This is a genomic window from Pseudomonas sp. FW507-12TSA, from assembly GCF_058781435.1.
Genome location: NZ_JBYSWT010000012.1, coordinates 69,832 through 88,840 on the forward strand (window position 1 = coordinate 69,832; position 19,009 = coordinate 88,840).

General features: G+C 62.8%; 16 protein-coding genes. 14 read left to right on the forward strand and 2 right to left on the reverse strand.

The window, feature by feature from the left end:
* Window positions 1–291 precede the first annotated feature (291 nt).
* The 14 genes from AC3WK8_RS13545 (at window position 292) to AC3WK8_RS13610 (ending at window position 15,782) form a co-directional block, all read left to right on the forward strand.
* Window positions 292–705, forward strand: a complete 414-nt coding sequence (locus AC3WK8_RS13545; RefSeq protein ID WP_022639645.1) for an NADH-quinone oxidoreductase subunit A — start codon at window positions 292–294, stop codon at window positions 703–705.
* 10 nt (window positions 706–715) lie between these two features.
* Window positions 716–1,390, forward strand: a complete 675-nt coding sequence (locus AC3WK8_RS13550) for a NuoB/complex I 20 kDa subunit family protein (RefSeq protein WP_022639646.1) — start codon at window positions 716–718, stop codon at window positions 1,388–1,390.
* A 71-nt stretch (window positions 1,391–1,461) separates the two neighbouring features.
* Window positions 1,462–3,243, forward strand: coding sequence for an NADH-quinone oxidoreductase subunit C/D (gene nuoC / locus AC3WK8_RS13555; RefSeq protein ID WP_031320145.1), 1,782 nt, complete (start codon window positions 1,462–1,464; stop codon window positions 3,241–3,243).
* Between the two features lie 2 nt (window positions 3,244–3,245).
* Window positions 3,246–3,743, forward strand: coding sequence for an NADH-quinone oxidoreductase subunit NuoE (gene nuoE / locus AC3WK8_RS13560; protein WP_012313767.1), 498 nt, complete (start codon window positions 3,246–3,248; stop codon window positions 3,741–3,743).
* Window positions 3,740–5,119 (forward strand): NADH-quinone oxidoreductase subunit NuoF, encoded by a 1,380-nt coding sequence (gene nuoF / locus AC3WK8_RS13565; protein WP_022639648.1) that lies wholly within the window; start codon window positions 3,740–3,742, stop codon window positions 5,117–5,119. Before nuoE ends, nuoF begins: the two co-directional genes overlap by 4 nt.
* 132 nt (window positions 5,120–5,251) lie before the next feature.
* Window positions 5,252–7,966 carry an NADH-quinone oxidoreductase subunit NuoG gene (gene nuoG / locus AC3WK8_RS13570; protein WP_085598530.1) on the forward strand — a complete coding sequence of 905 codons (2,715 nt, stop codon included), beginning with the start codon at window positions 5,252–5,254 and terminating at the stop codon, window positions 7,964–7,966.
* A complete protein-coding gene (gene nuoH, locus AC3WK8_RS13575; protein WP_085598527.1) occupies window positions 7,963–8,970 on the forward strand; it encodes an NADH-quinone oxidoreductase subunit NuoH in 1,008 nt (335 codons plus the stop codon). Before nuoG ends, nuoH begins: the two co-directional genes overlap by 4 nt.
* 11 nt (window positions 8,971–8,981) lie before the next feature.
* Window positions 8,982–9,530 carry an NADH-quinone oxidoreductase subunit NuoI gene (gene nuoI / locus AC3WK8_RS13580; protein ID WP_022639651.1) on the forward strand — a complete coding sequence of 183 codons (549 nt, stop codon included), beginning with the start codon at window positions 8,982–8,984 and terminating at the stop codon, window positions 9,528–9,530.
* A 9-nt stretch (window positions 9,531–9,539) separates the two neighbouring features.
* Window positions 9,540–10,040: an NADH-quinone oxidoreductase subunit J gene (gene nuoJ, locus AC3WK8_RS13585; RefSeq protein WP_022639652.1), complete on the forward strand. Its 501-nt coding sequence runs from the start codon at window positions 9,540–9,542 to the stop codon at window positions 10,038–10,040.
* 4 nt (window positions 10,041–10,044) lie between these two features.
* Window positions 10,045–10,353, forward strand: coding sequence for an NADH-quinone oxidoreductase subunit NuoK (gene nuoK / locus AC3WK8_RS13590; protein ID WP_022639653.1), 309 nt, complete (start codon window positions 10,045–10,047; stop codon window positions 10,351–10,353).
* Window positions 10,350–12,203, forward strand: a complete 1,854-nt coding sequence (nuoL, locus tag AC3WK8_RS13595) for an NADH-quinone oxidoreductase subunit L (protein ID WP_022639654.1) — start codon at window positions 10,350–10,352, stop codon at window positions 12,201–12,203. Before nuoK ends, nuoL begins: the two co-directional genes overlap by 4 nt.
* A gap of 39 nt (window positions 12,204–12,242) precedes the next feature.
* Window positions 12,243–13,775 (forward strand): NADH-quinone oxidoreductase subunit M, encoded by a 1,533-nt coding sequence (gene nuoM, locus AC3WK8_RS13600; protein WP_022639655.1) that lies wholly within the window; start codon window positions 12,243–12,245, stop codon window positions 13,773–13,775.
* Window positions 13,776–13,782: 7 nt separating this feature from the next.
* Window positions 13,783–15,246: an NADH-quinone oxidoreductase subunit NuoN gene (gene nuoN, locus AC3WK8_RS13605; protein WP_103325613.1), complete on the forward strand. Its 1,464-nt coding sequence runs from the start codon at window positions 13,783–13,785 to the stop codon at window positions 15,244–15,246.
* A 218-nt stretch (window positions 15,247–15,464) separates the two neighbouring features.
* Complete coding sequence (locus AC3WK8_RS13610) at window positions 15,465–15,782, forward strand: helix-turn-helix domain-containing protein (RefSeq protein WP_103325614.1); 318 nt, start codon at window positions 15,465–15,467, stop codon at window positions 15,780–15,782.
* Between the two features lie 69 nt (window positions 15,783–15,851).
* On the opposite strand, the gene cysS is transcribed toward AC3WK8_RS13610, so the two are convergent.
* Together cysS and AC3WK8_RS13620 are read right to left on the reverse strand one after the other, a co-directional pair.
* On the reverse strand, window positions 15,852–17,234 hold the full coding sequence (cysS, locus tag AC3WK8_RS13615) for a cysteine--tRNA ligase (protein ID WP_085598523.1): 1,383 nt from the start codon (window positions 17,232–17,234) through the stop codon (window positions 15,852–15,854).
* An 18-nt stretch (window positions 17,235–17,252) separates the two neighbouring features.
* Window positions 17,253–18,950 (reverse strand): glutamine--tRNA ligase/YqeY domain fusion protein, encoded by a 1,698-nt coding sequence (locus AC3WK8_RS13620; RefSeq protein WP_085598521.1) that lies wholly within the window; start codon window positions 18,948–18,950, stop codon window positions 17,253–17,255.
* Window positions 18,951–19,009 lie beyond the last annotated feature (59 nt).

Consider the following 19,009-nt stretch of genomic DNA (forward strand, 5'->3'; position numbering starts at 1 on the left):
GTTTAAATCAGCACCCAAACAATATTGATTATCATTTAGATATTGCGACTTTCGTTACAGCCACAACAAAAGATAATTAACGAAACTCCCGCTAATGCCCGCAGGCCGCGGCTTGCGGGGCTACGAAGGCGAGCTATGTCCTTATTACGATAAACAATTTCGCTTCAGAAATTTTACTTGCCCGGTGTTTAGCCATAAAATCAGCGCGATTGATTGCACTGCGACATATCGTCACTGCTTTGTTTCTTTATCAAGCTCAGAGACTCTTGCTCTCTGTTAAGGATTACCAGCATGCCCGAAGCGACAGGACTCATGGCCCACAACTGGGGCTTTGCCATTTTCCTTCTGGGTGTTGTCGGCCTATGCGCCTTCATGCTCGGCCTCTCCAGCCTCCTCGGGTCAAAAGCCTGGGGCCGCAGTAAAAACGAACCGTTCGAGTCCGGCATGCTACCTACAGGTGGCGCCCGCTTGCGGCTCTCAGCCAAATTCTATCTGGTCGCGATGCTCTTCGTGATCTTCGATATCGAAGCCCTATTTCTCTTTGCCTGGTCTGTGTCCGTCCGCGAAAGCGGCTGGACCGGATTCGTCGAAGCTCTCGTTTTCATAGCAATTCTGTTGGCAGGTCTTGTCTACCTTTGGCGGGTGGGGGCTCTTGATTGGGCTCCGGAAGGTCGTCGTAAGCGGCAGGCGAAGCTAAAACAATGAGGCTTTGGCAATGCAGTACAATCTCACCAGGATCGACCCCGATGCTCCTAACGACCAGTATCCAATCGGCCAGCGGGAAACCGTCGCCGATCCGTTAGAGGATCAGGTCCACAAAAACATCTTCATGGGCAAGCTGGAAGACGTGCTGAGTGGCGCGGTCAACTGGGGTCGCAAGAACTCCCTGTGGCCGTACAACTTCGGTCTCTCCTGCTGCTACGTGGAAATGACCACCGCCTTCACGGCGCCCCATGACATCGCGCGCTTCGGCGCCGAGGTTATCCGGGCATCGCCACGCCAGGCGGACTTCATGGTCATTGCCGGTACCTGCTTCATCAAGATGGCACCGATCATCCAGCGTCTCTACGAGCAAATGCTCGAGCCCAAGTGGGTCATCTCCATGGGTTCGTGCGCCAACTCCGGTGGCATGTACGACATCTACTCTGTAGTTCAGGGGGTGGACAAGTTCCTGCCCGTGGACGTCTACGTACCTGGCTGCCCGCCCCGTCCCGAGGCATTCCTGCAGGGCTTGATGCTCTTGCAAGAATCCATTGGCCAGGAGCGTCGCCCACTTTCCTGGGTCGTCGGCGACCAAGGCGTGTATCGCGCTGAAATGCCGTCGCAGAAGGAACAGCGCCGCGAACAGCGTATTCAGGTCACCAACCTGCGCAGCCCTGACGAAGTCTGATCCAGATCTGTTCTTAACCAAGAAACGAAACTGGCTTCACTCTTTACGTTGACCGAAAGCGATAAAAAACCATGACTACAGGCAGTGCTCTGTACATCCCGCCTTATAAGGCTGACGACCAGGATGTGGTCGTCGAACTCAATAACCGTTTTGGCCCCGAGGCGTTCACCGCCCAGGCCACCCGCACCGGCATGCCGGTGCTGTGGGTCGAGCGCTCCAAGCTCGTCGAAGTCCTGACCTTCCTGCGCAACCTGCCCAAGCCGTACGTCATGCTCTATGACCTGCACGGTGTGGACGAGCGCCTGCGCACCAAGCGCCAGGGCCTGCCAAGTGCCGACTTCAGCGTGTTCTACCACCTGCTGTCGATCGAGCGAAACAGCGACGTGATGATCAAGGTAGCCCTGTCCGAGGGCGACCTGAACCTGCCATCCGTGACCAGTATCTGGCCCAACGCCAACTGGTACGAGCGCGAAGTCTGGGACATGTTCGGCATCGATTTCGCCGGCCACCCTCACCTCTCGCGGATCATGATGCCGCCGACCTGGGAAGGTCACCCGCTGCGCAAGGACTTCCCGGCCCGTGCCACCGAATTCGATCCGTTCAGCCTGAACCTGGCCAAACAGCAGCTGGAAGAAGAAGCAGCCCGCTTCCGCCCTGAAGACTGGGGCATGAAGCGCTCCGGGGCCAACGAGGACTACATGTTCCTCAACCTGGGCCCGAACCACCCTTCGGCCCACGGTGCCTTCCGCATCATCCTGCAGCTGGACGGCGAAGAGATCGTCGACTGCGTACCGGACATCGGCTACCACCACCGTGGCGCCGAGAAAATGGCCGAGCGCCAGTCCTGGCACAGCTTCATCCCCTACACCGACCGCATCGACTACCTCGGCGGGGTGATGAACAACCTGCCGTACGTGCTCTCGGTCGAGAAGCTGGCTGGCATCAAGGTGCCGGAGAAGGTCGACACCATCCGCATCATGCTGGCCGAGTTCTTCCGGATCACCAGCCACCTGCTGTTCCTGGGTACCTACATCCAGGACGTGGGCGCCATGACCCCGGTGTTCTTCACCTTCACCGACCGCCAGCGCGCCTACAAGGTCATCGAGGCCATCACCGGCTTCCGCCTGCACCCGGCCTGGTATCGCATCGGCGGCGTGGCCCACGACCTGCCGCGCGGCTGGGACAAGCTGGTCAAGGAGTTCGTCGACTGGTTGCCCAAGCGCCTCGACGAATACACCAAGGCCGCCCTGCAGAACAGCATCCTCAAGGGTCGGACCATCGGTGTCGCCGCCTATAACACCAAGGAAGCCCTGGAGTGGGGTACCACCGGTGCCGGCCTGCGTTCCACCGGTTGCGACTTCGACCTGCGCAAGGCCCGTCCGTACTCGGGTTACGAGAACTTCGAGTTCGAAGTCCCGCTGGCCCACAACGGCGATGCCTACGATCGCTGCATGGTCCGTGTCGAAGAGATGCGCCAGAGTATCCGCATCATCGACCAGTGCATGCGCAACATGCCGGAAGGCCCGTACAAGGCGGACCACCCGCTGACTACGCCGCCACCCAAAGAGCGCACCCTGCAGCACATCGAGACCTTGATCACGCACTTCCTGCAAGTTTCGTGGGGCCCGGTGATGCCGGCCAACGAATCCTTCCAGATGATCGAAGCGACCAAGGGCATCAACAGTTATTACCTGACGAGCGATGGCGGCACCATGAGCTACCGCACCCGGATCCGTACTCCGAGCTACGCGCACCTGCAGCAGATCCCTTCGGTGATCCGCGGCAGCATGGTCGCGGACTTGATCGCGTACCTGGGTAGTATCGACTTCGTTATGGCCGACGTGGACCGCTAAGCATGAACAGCACGCTTATCCAGACAGACCGTTTCGCCCTGAGCGAAACCGAGCGCTCGGCCATCGAGCACGAGATGCATCACTACGAGGACCCGCGCGCGGCGTCCATCGAAGCCCTGAAGATCGTCCAGAAGGAACGTGGCTGGGTGCCGGACGGCGCCATCTACGCCATCGGCGAAGTGCTGGGCATCCCCGCCAGCGACGTCGAGGGTGTGGCCACCTTCTACAGCCAGATCTTCCGCCAGCCAGTGGGCCGCCACATCATTCGCGTGTGCGACAGCATGGTCTGCTACATCGGCGGCCATGAGTCGGTGGTCAGCCAGATCCAGAGCGAGCTGGGCATCGGCCTTGGCCAGACCACCGCCGACGGTCGCTTCACCCTGCTGCCAGTGTGCTGCCTGGGCAACTGCGACAAGGCCCCGGCACTGATGATCGACGACGATACCTTTGGCGACGTGCAACCTGCCGGCGTCTCCAAGCTGCTGGAGGGTTACGTATGACCATTACTTCCTTCGGCCCGGCCAACCGCATCGCGCGCACGGCCGAAACCCACCCGCTGACCTGGCGCCTGCGTGACGATGGCGAGCCGGTCTGGCTGGCCGAGTACGAGTCCAAGAACGGCTATGCCGCAGCCCGCAAGGCGCTGGCGCAGATGTCCCAGGACGATATCGTCCAGGCCGTCAAGGACTCCGGCCTCAAGGGCCGTGGTGGCGCGGGCTTCCCCACCGGCGTGAAGTGGGGCCTGATGCCCAAAGACGAATCCATGAACATCCGCTACCTGCTGTGCAACGCGGACGAAATGGAACCCAACACCTGGAAGGACCGCATGCTGATGGAGCAACAGCCCCATCTGCTGGTCGAAGGCATGCTGATCAGCGCCCGTGCGCTGAAGGCCTACCGCGGCTACATCTTCCTGCGTGGCGAGTACACCACCGCGGCCAAGCACCTGAACCGTGCCATCGAGGAAGCCAAGGCCGCAGGCCTTCTGGGCAAGAACATCCTCGGCTCGGGTTTTGACTTCGAGCTGTTCGTGCACACCGGTGCCGGTCGCTACATCTGCGGTGAAGAAACCGCACTGATCAACTCCCTGGAAGGCCGTCGCGCCAACCCACGCTCCAAGCCGCCCTTCCCTGCCGCCGTCGGCGTGTGGGGCAAGCCGACGTGCGTGAACAACGTCGAGACCCTGTGCAACGTGCCGGCCATCGTCGCCAACGGCAACGACTGGTACAAGTCGCTGGCACGCGAAGGCAGCGAAGACCACGGCACCAAGCTGATGGGCTTCTCCGGCAAGGTGAAGAACCCGGGCCTGTGGGAACTGCCGTTCGGCGTCACCGCCCGCGAGCTGTTCGAAGACTACGCCGGCGGCATGCGCGATGGCTTCAAGCTCAAGTGCTGGCAGCCAGGCGGCGCCGGTACCGGCTTCCTGCTGCCCGAGCACCTCGACGCGCAGATGTACGCCGGCGGCATTGCCAAGGTCGGCACCCGTATGGGTACCGGCCTGGCCATGGCGGTGGACGACAGCGTCAACATGGTGTCCCTGCTGCGCAACATGGAAGAGTTCTTCGCCCGTGAGTCGTGCGGCTGGTGCACCCCATGCCGCGACGGCCTGCCATGGAGCGTGAAGATGCTGCGCGCCCTGGAAAAAGGCCAGGGCCGCGCCGAAGACATCGAGACCCTGCTGGGTCTGGTCAACTTCCTCGGCCCAGGCCGTACCTTCTGTGCTCACGCACCGGGTGCCGTCGAGCCATTGGGCAGTGCCATCAAGTATTTCCGGTCCGAGTTCGAGGCCGGTGTCGCTCCAGCAAGTGCTGGCGACGCCCTGCGCCCGAACCTGGCCAAGCCAATCCAGGCCGGGCCGATCGTGGTCGGCGCATAACAAGATGAATCGCGGATGGTCCGTGCCATCCGCCGGCCTCGCGGCCCGCCCGACTCGTTCGGTGCGGGCCGCAGGCCCACCGATTTCCATTAGCCACGCCCGCTCACGCGGGCCAACGAAGAACTTTGAACCATGGCCACTATCCACGTAGACGGCAAAGCGCTCGAAGTCAACGGTGCGGACAACCTGCTACAGGCTTGTCTGTCACTCGGCCTCGACATCCCCTATTTCTGCTGGCACCCGGCGCTCGGTAGCGTCGGCGCCTGCCGGCAGTGTGCGGTCAAGCAGTACACCGACGAGAACGACACCCGCGGTCGTATCGTCATGTCCTGCATGACCCCTGCCTCCGACGGCACCTGGATCTCCATCGAAGACGAGGAATCCAAGGCGTTTCGCGCCAGCGTCGTCGAATGGCTGATGACCAACCACCCGCACGACTGCCCGGTGTGCGAGGAAGGCGGTCACTGCCACCTGCAGGACATGACGGTAATGACCGGCCACAACGAGCGCCGCTACCGTTTCACCAAGCGTACCCACCAGAACCAGGAGCTCGGCCCGTTCATCGCCCACGAGATGAACCGCTGCATCGCCTGCTATCGCTGCGTGCGCTACTACAAGGACTACGCTGGCGGCACCGACCTGGGTGTCTACGGCGCCCACGACAACGTGTACTTCGGTCGCGTCGAAGATGGCGTGCTGGAAAGCGAATTCTCCGGCAACCTCACCGAGGTCTGCCCGACCGGTGTGTTCACCGACAAGACCCACTCCGAGCGCTACAACCGCAAGTGGGACATGCAGTTCTCGCCGAGCATCTGCCATGGCTGCTCCAGCGGCTGCAACATCAGCCCCGGCGAGCGCTACGGTGAACTGCGACGCATCGAGAACCGCTTCAACGGTTCGGTCAACCAGTACTTCCTCTGCGACCGTGGCCGCTTCGGTTATGGCTATGTCAATCGCAAGGACCGTCCTCGCCAGCCACGCCTGGCCGACGGCACCCAGCTGAACCTGGACCAGGCCCTGGACCAGGCTGCCGACCTGCTGCGCGGACGCAACATCGTTGGCATCGGCTCGCCACGCGCCAGCCTGGAAAGCAACTATGCGTTGCTGGAACTGGTCGGCGCCGAGCACTTCTATTCCGGTATCGAAGCCAGCGAACTGGAGCGCATCCGCCTGGCGATGCAAGTGCTCAAGGACAGCCCGCTGCCAATTCCCAACCTGCGTGAAGTGGAAGACCACGACGCGGTGTTCGTCCTCGGCGAGGACCTGACCCAGACCGCCGCCCGCATGGCCCTGGCCCTGCGCCAGTCGGTCAAGGGCAAGGCCGAGGAAATGGCCGACGCCATGCGCGTCCAGCCATGGCTCGACGCTGCGGTGAAGAACATCGGCCAGCACGCGCTGAACCCGCTGTTCATCGCCAGCCTGGCTGCAACCCGCCTCGACGACGTCGCCGAAGAGTGTGTACACGCCGCTCCCGACGACCTGGCCCGCATCGGTTTCGCCGTGGCCCACGCCATCGACGCCAGCGCGCCGGCGGTGGAAGGCCTGGACCGCGAAGCCCAGGAACTGGCCCAGCGCATCGCCGATGCCCTGTTGGCAGCCAAGCGCCCGCTGATCGTGTCCGGCACTTCCCTGGGTTCCAAGGCACTGATCGAGGCCGCGGCCAACATCGCCAAGGCCCTGAAGCTGCGCGACAAGGCCGGCTCCATCAGCCTGGTGGTGCCAGAGGCCAACAGCCTCGGCCTGGCCATGCTCGGTGGCGAATCGGTGGACGCGGCCCTGCAAGCGGTGATCGACGGCCGTGCCGACGCCATCGTGGTCCTGGAAAACGACCTGTACACCCGCACCGACGCAGCCAAGGTGGATGCCGCGCTGAGCGCCGCCAAGGTGGTGATCGTGGCCGACCACCAGCAGACCGCTACCGTGGAGCGCGCGCACCTGGTGCTGTCCGCGGCGAGCTTCGCCGAAGGCGATGGCACCCTGGTCAGCCAGGAAGGTCGCGCCCAGCGCTTCTTCCAGGTCTTCGACCCGACCTACCTGGACGCCAGCATCATGGTCCACGAAGGCTGGCGCTGGCTGCACGCCCTGCGCAGCACCCTGCTGAACAAGCCGGTGGACTGGACCCAGCTGGACCAGGTGACCGCTGCCTGCGCCGCGAGCAACACGCAACTGGCCAGCATCGTCGATGCCGCGCCGTCCGCTGCGTTCCGCATCAAGGGCCTGAAGCTGGCGCGCGAACCCCTGCGCTACAGCGGCCGGACCGCCATGCGCGCCAACCAGAGCGTGCACGAACCGCGTACTCCGCAAGACCCGGATACCGCCTTCGCCTACTCCATGGAAGGTTACTCGGGCTCCGCCGAGCCTCGCTCGCAAGTGCCATTCGCCTGGTCGCCGGGCTGGAACTCGCCGCAAGCCTGGAACAAGTTCCAGGACGAAGTCGGCGGCCACCTGCGCGCCGGTGACCCGGGTACCCGCCTGATCGAAAGCCAGGGCGATCGCCTGAGCTGGTTCGCCAGCGCACCGAAGGCCTTCTCCCCGGCCCAGGGCACCTGGCAGGCCGTGCCGTTCTACCACCTGTTCGGCAGCGAGGAGAACTCCTCGAAGGCCGCTCCGGTGCAAGAGCGCATTCCAGCCGCCTACGTGGCCCTGGCCAAGTCCGAGGCCGACCGCCTGGGCGTCAACGATGGCGCCATGCTCGCGGTGAGCCTGGCCGGCCAGACCCTGCGCCTGCCGCTGCGGATCAACGAAGAGCTGGGTGCCGGCCTGGTAGCCCTGCCAGTCGGCCTGGCCGGGATTCCTCCGGCGTTCGCTGGCTTTTCCGTTGACGGTCTGCAGGAGGCGGCGCAATGAGTTGGTTTACCCCTGAAGTGATCGACGTGATCCTCACGGTCGTCAAGGCGATCGTCATCCTGCTGGCGGTGGTGATCGCCGGTGCGCTGCTGAGCTTCATCGAACGTCGCCTGCTGGGCTGGTGGCAGGACCGCTACGGTCCGAACCGCGTTGGCCCGTTCGGCATGTTCCAGATCGCCGCCGACATGCTGAAGATGTTCTTCAAGGAAGACTGGACCCCGCCGTTCGCCGACAAGGTGATCTTCACCCTGGCACCGGTGGTGGCCATGAGCGCCCTGTTGATCGCCTTCGCGATCATCCCGATCACCCCGACCTGGGGTGTCGCGGACCTGAACATCGGCCTGCTGTTCTTCTTCGCCATGGCCGGCCTTTCGGTCTACGCGGTGCTGTTCGCCGGCTGGTCGAGCAACAACAAGTTCGCCCTGCTGGGCAGCTTGCGTGCCTCGGCCCAGACCGTGTCCTACGAAGTGTTCATGGGCCTGGCGCTGATGGGCATCGTGGCCCAGGTCGGTTCGTTCAACATGCGCGACATCGTCGAGTACCAGGCGCAGAACCTGTGGTTCATCATTCCGCAGTTCTTCGGCTTCTGTACCTTCTTCATCGCAGGCGTGGCCGTGACTCACCGTCACCCCTTCGACCAGCCCGAAGCGGAACAGGAACTGGCCGACGGTTACCACATTGAATATGCCGGCATGAAGTGGGGCATGTTCTTCGTTGGCGAATACATCGGCATCATCTTGATCTCGGCACTGCTGGTCACCCTGTTCTTCGGTGGCTGGCACGGTCCGTTCGGCATCCTGCCGCAACTGTCCTTCGTCTGGTTCGCTTTGAAAACCGCGTTCTTCATCATGCTGTTCATCCTGCTGCGCGCCTCGATCCCGCGCCCACGCTATGACCAGGTGATGGACTTCAGCTGGAAGTTCTGCCTGCCGCTGACCCTGATCAATTTGCTGGTGACCGCTGCGCTCGTGCTCTACAACGCGCCAGCCGTTGCGGCCCAGTGAGGATTTGACCCATGTTCAAATATATTGGCGACATCGTGAAGGGTACTGGTACCCAGTTGCGCAGCCTGGTCATGGTCTTCGGCCATGGCTTTCGCAAGCGCGACACCCTGCAATACCCGGAAGAGCCGGTGTACCTGCCACCCCGCTACCGTGGTCGCATCGTACTGACCCGCGATCCCGACGGCGAAGAGCGCTGCGTAGCCTGCAACTTGTGCGCGGTGGCCTGCCCGGTGGGCTGCATCTCGCTGCAAAAAGCTGAAACCGAAGACGGTCGCTGGTACCCGGACTTCTTCCGCATCAACTTCTCGCGCTGCATTTTCTGTGGTCTCTGCGAGGAAGCCTGTCCGACCACCGCGATCCAGCTGACACCGGATTTCGAGATGGCCGAGTTCAAACGTCAGGACCTGGTTTACGAGAAGGAAGATCTGCTGATCTCCGGTCCCGGAAAGAACCCTGATTACAACTTCTATCGTGTTGCAGGTATGGCCATTGCCGGTAAGCCCAAAGGCACCGCGCAGAACGAAGCCGAGCCGATCAACGTGAAGAGCTTGCTGCCTTAAGGAAGAACGATGGAATTCGCTTTCTATTTCGCGTCAGGTGTTGCGGTGGTCTCCACGCTTCGTGTGGTGACCAATACCAACCCTGTGCACGCCCTGCTCTACCTGATCATTTCGCTGATCGCCGTGGCGATGACCTTCTTCAGCCTCGGCGCGCCGTTCGCCGGAGCCCTGGAAGTGATCGCCTACGCCGGCGCCATCATGGTGCTGTTCGTATTCGTGGTGATGATGCTCAACCTCGGCCCGGCTGCCGTCCAGCAAGAGCGTATCTGGCTCAAGCCGGGCATCTGGATCGGGCCGGTGATCCTCGCTGCCCTGCTGCTGGTCGAACTGCTGTACGTACTATTCAGCCACCAGAGCGGTGCCGGCATCGGTCAAACCACCGTAGACGCCAAGGCCGTGGGCATCAGCCTGTTCGGTCCTTACCTGCTGGTGGTCGAACTCGCCTCGATGCTGCTGCTCGCCGCAGCCGTCACGGCGTTCCACTTGGGCCGCAACGAGGCGAAGGAGTAATACAATGCCTACTATCCCTCTCGAGCATGGGCTGGCGGTTGCCGGCATCCTGTTCTGCCTCGGTCTGGTCGGCCTGATGGTCCGCCGTAACATCCTCTTCGTGTTGATGAGCCTGGAAGTGATGATGAACGCCTCGGCACTGGCCTTCATCGTCGCTGGCGCCCGCTGGGCGCAGCCGGATGGACAAGTGATGTTCATCCTGGTGATCAGCCTGGCAGCCGCCGAGGCCAGTATTGGCCTGGCGATCCTGCTGCAGCTGTATCGCCGCTTCCACACTCTCGACATCGATGCTGCCAGTGAGATGCGCGGATGAACCTTCTCTTCCTGACTTTCGTCTTCCCCCTGATCGGCTTCCTGCTGCTGTCGTTCTCCCGCGGGCGGTTCTCGGAGAACCTGTCCGCGCTGATCGGCGTAGGCTCGGTAGGCCTCTCGGCCGCCACCGCCGCCTACGTGATCTGGCAGTTCAATGTCGCCCCGCCAGCAGGCGGCGCGTACAGCCAGCTGCTGTGGCAGTGGATGTCGGTGGACGGCTTCGCGCCGAACTTCACCCTGTACCTGGACGGCCTGTCGGTGACCATGCTCGGCGTGGTCACCGGCGTCGGCTTCCTGATCCACCTGTTCGCGTCCTGGTATATGCGTGGCGAAGCCGGCTACTCGCGGTTCTTCTCCTACACCAACCTGTTCATCGCCAGCATGCTGTTCCTGATCCTCGGCGATAACCTGCTGTTCATCTACTTCGGTTGGGAAGGCGTGGGCCTGTGCTCGTACCTGTTGATCGGTTTCTACTACAGCAACCGCAACAACGGTAACGCCGCACTCAAGGCCTTCATCGTTACCCGTATCGGCGACGTGTTCATGGCCATCGGCCTGTTCATCCTGTTCCAGCAACTGGGCACCCTGAACGTCCAGGAGCTGCTGGTAGCCGCGCCGCAAAAGTTCCAGGCCGGTGACTTCTGGATCACCCTGGCCACCCTGATGCTGCTCGGCGGCGCCGTCGGTAAATCGGCCCAGCTGCCGCTGCAGACCTGGTTGGCGGACGCGATGGCGGGTCCGACCCCGGTTTCGGCACTGATCCACGCCGCGACCATGGTGACCGCGGGTGTCTACCTGATCGCCCGTACCCACGGCCTGTTCACCCTGGCGCCGGAAATCCTGCACCTGGTGGGCCTGGTCGGCGGCGTGACCCTGGTACTGGCCGGCTTCGCCGCGCTGGTGCAGACCGACATCAAGCGCATCCTCGCCTACTCGACCATGAGCCAGATCGGCTACATGTTCCTGGCCCTGGGCGTGGGTGCCTGGGATGGCGCGATCTTCCACCTGATGACCCACGCCTTCTTCAAGGCCCTGCTGTTCCTGGCCTCCGGTGCGGTGATCGTGGCCTGCCACCACGAGCAGAACATCTTCAAGATGGGCGGCCTGTGGAAGAAACTGCCCCTGGCCTACGCCAGCTTCATCGTCGGTGGCGCGGCCCTGGCGGCCCTGCCCCTGGTTACCGCCGGTTTCTACTCCAAGGACGAGATCCTCTGGGAAGCCTTCGCCAGCGGCAACCAGGGCCTGCTGTATGCCGGCCTGGTGGGTGCGTTCATGACCTCGCTGTACACCTTCCGCCTGATCTTCATCGCCTTCCACGGTGAAGCCAAGACCGAAGCCCACGCCGGCCACGGCATTTCCCACTGGCTGCCGCTGGTGGTGCTGATCGTGCTGTCCACCGGTATCGGCGCGATGATCACTCCGCCCCTGCACGGCGTGCTGCCCCTGAGCGCCGGCCATGCTGGCGGCGAAGCCAAGCACAGCCTGGAAATCGCCTCGGGCGCCATCGCCCTGGCCGGTATCCTGCTGGCTGCCCTGTTGTTCCTTGGCAAGCGTCGCGTGGTAACTGCCATCGCCAACAGCGGCATCGGGCGTCTGCTCTCGGCCTGGTGGTTCGCCGCCTGGGGCTTCGACTGGATCTACGACAAACTGTTCGTCAAGCCATACCTGGCGATCAGCCATGTACTGCGCAAGGACCCGCTCGATCAGACCATCGGTTTGATCCCGCGTATGGCCAAGGGGGGCCACAACTCCCTGAGCCGTACCGAAACCGGTCAACTGCGTTGGTACGCCGCCTCGATGGCTGCCGGTGCCGTGCTGGTCATCGGCGCCGTCGTGCTGGTAGCGGTCTGATATGAACCTTGCGAACTTGCGAAAGGAATTGAGCCCGTCATGATTCTGCCTTGGCTAATCCTGATCCCCTTCATCGGCGGCCTGCTGTGCTGGCTGGGTGAGCGCTTCGGCGCCACCCTCCCCCGCTGGATTGCGCTGTTGACCATGACCCTGGAACTCGCCCTCGGCCTCTGGCTGTGGGCCCACGGTAACTATTCATTTGCTCCGGCGCCTGGCGTCGATCCGACTTGGGCCATCGAGTTCAAGCACCAGTGGATCCAGCGCTTCGGCATCAACGTGCACCTGGCCCTGGACGGCCTGTCGCTGTTGATGATCCTGCTGACCGGCCTGCTGGGTATCCTCTCGGTACTCTGCTCCTGGAAAGAGATCGAGCGCCACGTGGGCTTCTTCCACCTGAACCTGATGTGGATCCTGGGCGGCGTTGTCGGCGTGTTCCTGGCGCTGGACCTGTTCATGTTCTTCTTCTTCTGGGAAATGATGCTGGTGCCGATGTACTTCCTCATCGCGCTCTGGGGTCATAGCTCGGCCGATGGCAAGAAGACCCGGATCTACGCGGCGACCAAGTTCTTCATCTTCACCCAGGCTTCCGGCCTGATCATGTTGGTGGCGATCCTGGGCCTGGTGCTGGTCAACTTCAACAACACCGGGGTGATCACCTTCGATTACGCCCAGTTGCTGAAGACCAAGATGTCCACCGCCACCGAGTACATCCTGATGCTCGGCTTCTTCATCGCCTTCGCGGTGAAGCTGCCGGTGGTGCCGTTCCACTCCTGGCTGCCTGACGCTCACGCCCAGGCACCGACCGCCGGTTCCGTGGACCTGGCCGGTATCCTGCTGAAGACCGCGGCCTATGGCCTGCTGCGCTTCGCCCTGCCGTTGTTCCCCAACGCTTCGGCGGAGTTCGCACCGATCGCCATGACCCTGGGCCTGATCGGGATCTTCTACGGTGCCTTCCTGGCCTTCGCCCAGACCGACATCAAGCGCCTGATCGCCTTCTCCAGCGTGTCCCACATGGGCTTCGTGCTGATCGGCATCTATTCCGGCAGCCAACAAGCCCTGCAGGGCGCGGTGATCCAGATGCTGGCCCACGGTGTTTCGGCAGCCGCGCTGTTCATCCTCAGCGGCCAGCTGTACGAGCGCACCCATACTCGCGACATGCGTGAAATGGGCGGCCTGTGGTCGCGTATCGCCTACCTGCCGGCCATCAGCCTGTTCTTCGCAGCCGCCTCCCTGGGCTTGCCGGGCACCGGCAACTTCGTCGGCGAGTTCCTGATCCTGATCGGTACCTTCGTCAGCGCTCCATGGATCACCGCGATCGCCACTTCCGGCCTGGTGTTCGGCTCGGTCTACTCGCTGATCATGATCCACCGTGCCTACTTCGGCCCGTCCAAGTCGGATGCGGTGCTGCACGGCATGGATGCTCGCGAACTGATCATGGTGCTGGGACTGGCGGTACTGCTGATCTACATCGGCGTGTACCCGCAACCGTTCCTCGATACCTCTGCCGCCACCATGCATGGCGTGCAGCAATGGCTCAGCACCGCCTTCACTCAACTCGCTTCGGCCCGGTAAGAGCGCTATGGACTTTACGATTCAACACTTTATCGCCCTGGCGCCGCTGTTGATCACCAGCGCCACCCTTGTGGTGGTGATGTTGGCGATCGCCTGGCGTCGCAATCACGCCCAGACCTTCCTCCTCTCGGTGGCGGGCCTGAACCTGGCATTGCTGTCGATCTTCCCGGTGCTGAAAGTGGCACCCATCGCGGTCACGCCGCTGTTGCAGATCGACCAGTTCGCCTGCCTCTACATGGCCCTGATCCTGGTGGCCACCCTGGCCTGCGTGACCTTGGCCCACGCCTACCTGGGCGACGGCAGCAGCGGTTACCCGGGCAACCGTGAAGAGCTGTACCTGCTGATCCTCCTGGCCGCCGCAGGTGGCCTGGTGCTGGTCAGCGCGCAGAACCTGGCCGGCCTGTTCATCGGCCTGGAACTGCTGTCGGTACCGGTCTACGGCCTGGTGGCCTATGCCTTCTTCAACAAGCGCTCCCTGGAAGCCGGCATCAAGTACATGGTGCTGTCGGCCGCCGGTTCGGGCTTCCTGTTGTTCGGCATGGCCCTGCTCTACGCCGAAGCCGGCAGCCTGAGCTTCAGCGGCATCGGCCAGGCCCTGGCGGCCACCGGCCTGCCAAGCCCGCTGGCACAGCTGGGCCTGGGCATGATGCTGGTCGGCCTGGCGTTCAAGCTGTCGCTGGTGCCTTTCCACCTGTGGACCCCGGACGTCTACGAAGGGGCTCCTGCCCCGGTAGCCGCCTTCCTGGCCACCGCCAGCAAGGTCGCGGTGTTCGCGGTGCTGGTGCGCCTGTTCCAGCTGTCGCCAGTGGCCAGCATCGGCGTCCTGAGCAACGTCCTGACCGTGATCGCCATTGCCTCGATCCTGGTGGGTAACCTGCTGGCGCTGACCCAGAGCAACCTCAAGCGCCTGCTGGGTTACTCGTCCATCGCCCACTTCGGTTACCTGCTGATCGCCCTGGTGGCGAGCAAGGGCCTGGCGATGGAAGCCATCGGCGTGTACCTGGTCACCTACGTGATCACCAGCCTCGGCGCCTTCGGCGTGATCACCCTGATGTCCTCGCCCTACAAAGGCCGCGACGCCGACGCCCTGTACGAGTACCGCGGCCTGTTCTGGCGCCGTCCGTACCTGACCGCCGTGCTGACCGTGATGATGCTGTCCCTGGCCGGTATCCCGCTGACCGCGGGCTTCATCGGCAAGTTCTACATCATCGCCACCGGTGTCGAAGCGCACCAATGGTGGCTGGTAGGATCGCTGATCCTGGGTAGCGCCATCGGCGTGTTCTACTACCTGCGCGTGATGGTCACCCTGTACCTGATCGAGCCGAACCTGCGTCGCGTCGATGCCCAGCTGCACTGGGAACAGAAAGCCGGTGGCGTCATGCTGCTGGCCATCGCGCTGCTGGCGTTCTTCCTCGGCGTGTACCCGCAGCCACTGCTGACCCTGGTCCAGCATTCCGGCCTGGCGGGCTGATCGCCCAAGCAACGACGCTCCACACAAAACGGCACCTTCGGGTGCCGTTTTGCATTTCAGGCGCCCTGCCCTCCCCTCTTCCCATCAATACTCGGAATCCTCCCTGGCGCTCCGGCGATTGATTCCGAAAGCCGCTTACGGATCCCCGTCCTAGGCTATCCCCTCGGTCTGGCAACGAGCCGGAGCATCTCTGGAAAATGAGGTCGAGGACAGAAGCAATGAGCAGACACGAGATCTTTCCCGAGCCACTGGAGGGCGTCCAGGCCCTCACCCTGGAGCGCCAGGGCAAGATCACCCTGCGCAGCCAGCAGGTGACACTCGCCAAGCTGCCGCCCATCAGCGCTGCCGAGGTCCTGAAGGTCCGCCAGCGACTGAACCTGTCGCGCTCGGTATTCGCCATGTACCTGCGCACCAACACCCGTACCCTGGAGAACTGGGAACAAGGCCGCGCCACTCCCAGTGCCCAGGCCACCACCTTGATCCGCCTGGTCGAACGCTTCCCGGATACCATGCAGCGCCTGGCTGCGCTGACCTGAAGGAGCTTTTTCCCGCAGCCAATAAAAAACCCGCACGAGGCGGGTTTTTTATTGACTGCGAACCAGGGCTCAGTCAGCCAGGCGCCAGGTGGTGCCGCCCTTGCCGTCTTCCAGGATCACGCCCATGGCGGTGATCTGGTCACGGATCCGGTCGGACTCGGCCCAGTCCTTGTTGGCCCGGGCCGCCAGGCGGGCCTGGATCAGCGCCTCGACCTGCGCCGCGTCGACCCGACCACCGGCACCGGCCTGCAGGAAGTCCTCGGCCTCCAGCTGCAATACGCCCAGCACATCGGCCAGTTGCCGCAAGCGGGCCGCCAGGCCAGCCGCCGCATCGAGGTCGCTCTCACGCAGGCGGTTGATCTCGCGCACCATCTCGAACAGCACGGCACAAGCTTCCGGGGTACCGAAGTCGTCGTTCATCACCTGGGTGAAACGCTCGACGAAGGCCTCGCCGCCGGCAGGGGTCACTTTAGGCAAGCCCTTGAGCGCGTGGTAGAACCGCTCCAGGGCGCCCTTGGCGTCCTTGAGGTTGTCTTCCGAGTAGTTGATCGCGCTGCGGTAGTGGCTGGACACCAGCAGGTAGCGCACCACCTCCGGATGGTACTTGTCGAGCACGTCGCGGATGGTGAAGAAGTTGTTCAAGGACTTGGACATCTTCTCGCCATTGATGCGGATCATGCCGCAGTGCATCCAGGCATTGGCGTAAGTCTTGCCGGTGGCCGCCTCGCTCTGGGCGATCTCGTTCTCATGGTGCGGGAACTCCAGGTCGCTGCCGCCGCCATGGATGTCGAAGGTCTCGCCCAGGCAGCAGGTGGACATCACCGAGCACTCGATGTGCCAGCCCGGACGCCCGGCGCCCCATGGCGACTCCCAGCTCGGCTCGCCCGGCTTGGTGGCCTTCCACAGGACGAAGTCCAGCGGGTCCTGCTTGGCTTCGTCGACCTCGATCCGCGCACCGATGCGCAGGTCCTCGATCTTCTTGCGCGACAGCTTGCCGTAGCCCATGAACTTGGCGACGCGGTAGTACACGTCGCCATTGCCAGGTGCGTAGGCATAACCCTTGTCGATCAGGGTCTGGATCATGCTCAGCATGCCCGGGATATGATCCGTGGCCCGTGGTTCCAGGTCCGGCTTCTTGATGTTCAGCCGGGCCTCGTCCTCGTGCATGGCCGTGATCATGCGCTCGGTCAAGGCGTTGTACGGCTCGCCGTTCTCCCGCGCCCGATTGATGATCTTGTCTTCGATATCGGTGATGTTGCGCACGTAGGTCAGGTTGTAGCCGCTGAAACGCAACCAGCGGGTCACCAGGTCGAAGGCGACCATGCTGCGGCCATGGCCGATGTGGCAGTAGTCGTATACGGTCATGCCGCACACGTACATGCGCACATTGTTGCCATCCAGGGGCTTGAAGACTTCTTTGCTCTTGGTGAGCGTGTTGTAGATCGTTAGCACGTTAGTTCCTTGACTGAATCACTGACCCCAGGAGTCGCGCAGGGTCACGGTACGGTTGAATACCGGGGCGCCTGGTTTCGAGTCCTTGATATCCGCGCAGAAGTAGCCTTCGCGCTCGAACTGGAAACGGTCCTCCGGCTGTGCGTTGCCCAACGAGGGTTCGGCACGACAACCAGTGAGCACTTGCAGGGAGTCAGGGTTGATGTTGTCCAGGAAACTGGCGCCGTCCTCGGCCTTCTCCGGGTTCGACGAACGGAACAGGCGATCGTACAGGCGCACTTCGCACTCGACGCTGGCGGCCGCCGGCACCCAGTGGATCACGCCCTTGACCTTGCGGCCCTCCGGGTTCTTGCCCAGGGTGTCCGGATCGTAGGAGCAGCGCAGTTCGACGATGTTGCCATCGGCATCCTTGATCGCCTCGTCGGCGCGGATCACGTAGCTGCCGCGCAGGCGCACTTCACCGGCCGGCTCCAGGCGCTTGTAGCCTTTTGGTGGCTCTTCCATGAAGTCGTCACGATCGATGTAGATTTCACGGGCGAATGGCAGCACGCGCACGCCCATGTCTTCTTTCGGATGACGCGGCAGCTCGAGGTTCTCGACCTGGCCTTCCGGGTAGTTGGTGATCACCACCTTCAATGGGCGCAGCACGCACATGGCACGCGGGGCGCTCTGGTCGAGGTCGTCACGGATGCTGAATTCGAGCATGCCGAAATCCACCACGCCGTCGGAACGGTTGGTGCCGATCATCTCGCAGAAGTTGCGGATCGACTTGGGGGTGTAGCCGCGACGGCGGAAGCCCGACAGGGTCGACATGCGCGGATCGTCCCAGCCGTTGACGTGGCCTTCGTCCACAAGCTGCTTGAGCTTGCGCTTGCTGGTGATGGTGTAGTTCAGGTTCAGGCGGCTGAACTCGTACTGGCGTGGCTTGCACGGCACCGACAGGTTGTCCAGGAACCACTCGTACAGCGGACGATGGCTCTCGAACTCCAGGGTGCAGATCGAATGGGTGATGCCTTCGATGGCGTCCGACTGGCCGTGGGTGAAGTCGTAGATCGGGTAGATGCACCACTTGTCGCCGGTCTGGTGGTGATGGGCGTGGCGGATGCGGTAGAGGATCGGGTCGCGCAGGTTCATGTTCGGCGAGGCCATGTCGATCTTGGCCCGCAGGACGCGCTCGCCGTCCTTGAACTCACCGGCCTTCATGCGGGCGAACCAGTCCAGGTTCTCTTCCACCGAGCGCTCGCGGAACGGGCTGTTCTTGCCCGGCTCGGTGAGGGTGCCACGGTATTCCTTGGCCTGCTCGGGAGTCAGGTCGTCGACATAGGCCTTGCCCGCCTTGATCAGCTCCACTGCCCAATCGTGCAACTGATCGAAATATTGCGAGGCATAGCGCACTTCACCGGCCCATTCGAAGCCCAGCCACTTGACGTCGCGCTCGATGGCGTCGATGTACTCCTGGTCTTCCTTGGCCGGGTTGGTGTCGTCGAAACGCAGGTGGGTGACGCCACCGAATTCCTGGGCCAGGCCGAAGTTCACGCAGATCGACTTGGCGTGACCGATGTGCAGGTAGCCGTTGGGCTCCGGCGGGAAGCGGGTCACGATCTGCGTGTGTTTACCCGAGTCCAGGTCCGCCTGGATGATCGGGCGCAGGAAGTTGACCGGTACGGCCGGTCCAGTCTTGGAATTGGAGGTAGGGTCGACAGTGGGCTTGCTCATAGGATCCTTGAACGTACAAGTGCGCGGCCGGATGCGGCCTGATAAATCAAAACGGATAT

Coding starts and splice junctions, on each gene's coding strand:
- AC3WK8_RS13545 (WP_022639645.1), top strand. CDS start 292: ATGCCCGAAGCGACAGGACTCATGGCCCACAACTGGGGCTTTGCCATT.
- AC3WK8_RS13550 (WP_022639646.1), top strand. CDS start 716: ATGCAGTACAATCTCACCAGGATCGACCCCGATGCTCCTAACGACCAG.
- nuoC (WP_031320145.1), top strand. CDS start 1,462: ATGACTACAGGCAGTGCTCTGTACATCCCGCCTTATAAGGCTGACGAC.
- nuoE (WP_012313767.1), top strand. CDS start 3,246: ATGAACAGCACGCTTATCCAGACAGACCGTTTCGCCCTGAGCGAAACC.
- nuoF (WP_022639648.1), top strand. CDS start 3,740: ATGACCATTACTTCCTTCGGCCCGGCCAACCGCATCGCGCGCACGGCC.
- nuoG (WP_085598530.1), top strand. CDS start 5,252: ATGGCCACTATCCACGTAGACGGCAAAGCGCTCGAAGTCAACGGTGCG.
- nuoH (WP_085598527.1), top strand. CDS start 7,963: ATGAGTTGGTTTACCCCTGAAGTGATCGACGTGATCCTCACGGTCGTC.
- nuoI (WP_022639651.1), top strand. CDS start 8,982: ATGTTCAAATATATTGGCGACATCGTGAAGGGTACTGGTACCCAGTTG.
- nuoJ (WP_022639652.1), top strand. CDS start 9,540: ATGGAATTCGCTTTCTATTTCGCGTCAGGTGTTGCGGTGGTCTCCACG.
- nuoK (WP_022639653.1), top strand. CDS start 10,045: ATGCCTACTATCCCTCTCGAGCATGGGCTGGCGGTTGCCGGCATCCTG.
- nuoL (WP_022639654.1), top strand. CDS start 10,350: ATGAACCTTCTCTTCCTGACTTTCGTCTTCCCCCTGATCGGCTTCCTG.
- nuoM (WP_022639655.1), top strand. CDS start 12,243: ATGATTCTGCCTTGGCTAATCCTGATCCCCTTCATCGGCGGCCTGCTG.
- nuoN (WP_103325613.1), top strand. CDS start 13,783: ATGGACTTTACGATTCAACACTTTATCGCCCTGGCGCCGCTGTTGATC.
- AC3WK8_RS13610 (WP_103325614.1), top strand. CDS start 15,465: ATGAGCAGACACGAGATCTTTCCCGAGCCACTGGAGGGCGTCCAGGCC.
- AC3WK8_RS13620 (WP_085598521.1), bottom strand. CDS start 18,950: ATGAGCAAGCCCACTGTCGACCCTACCTCCAATTCCAAGACTGGACCG.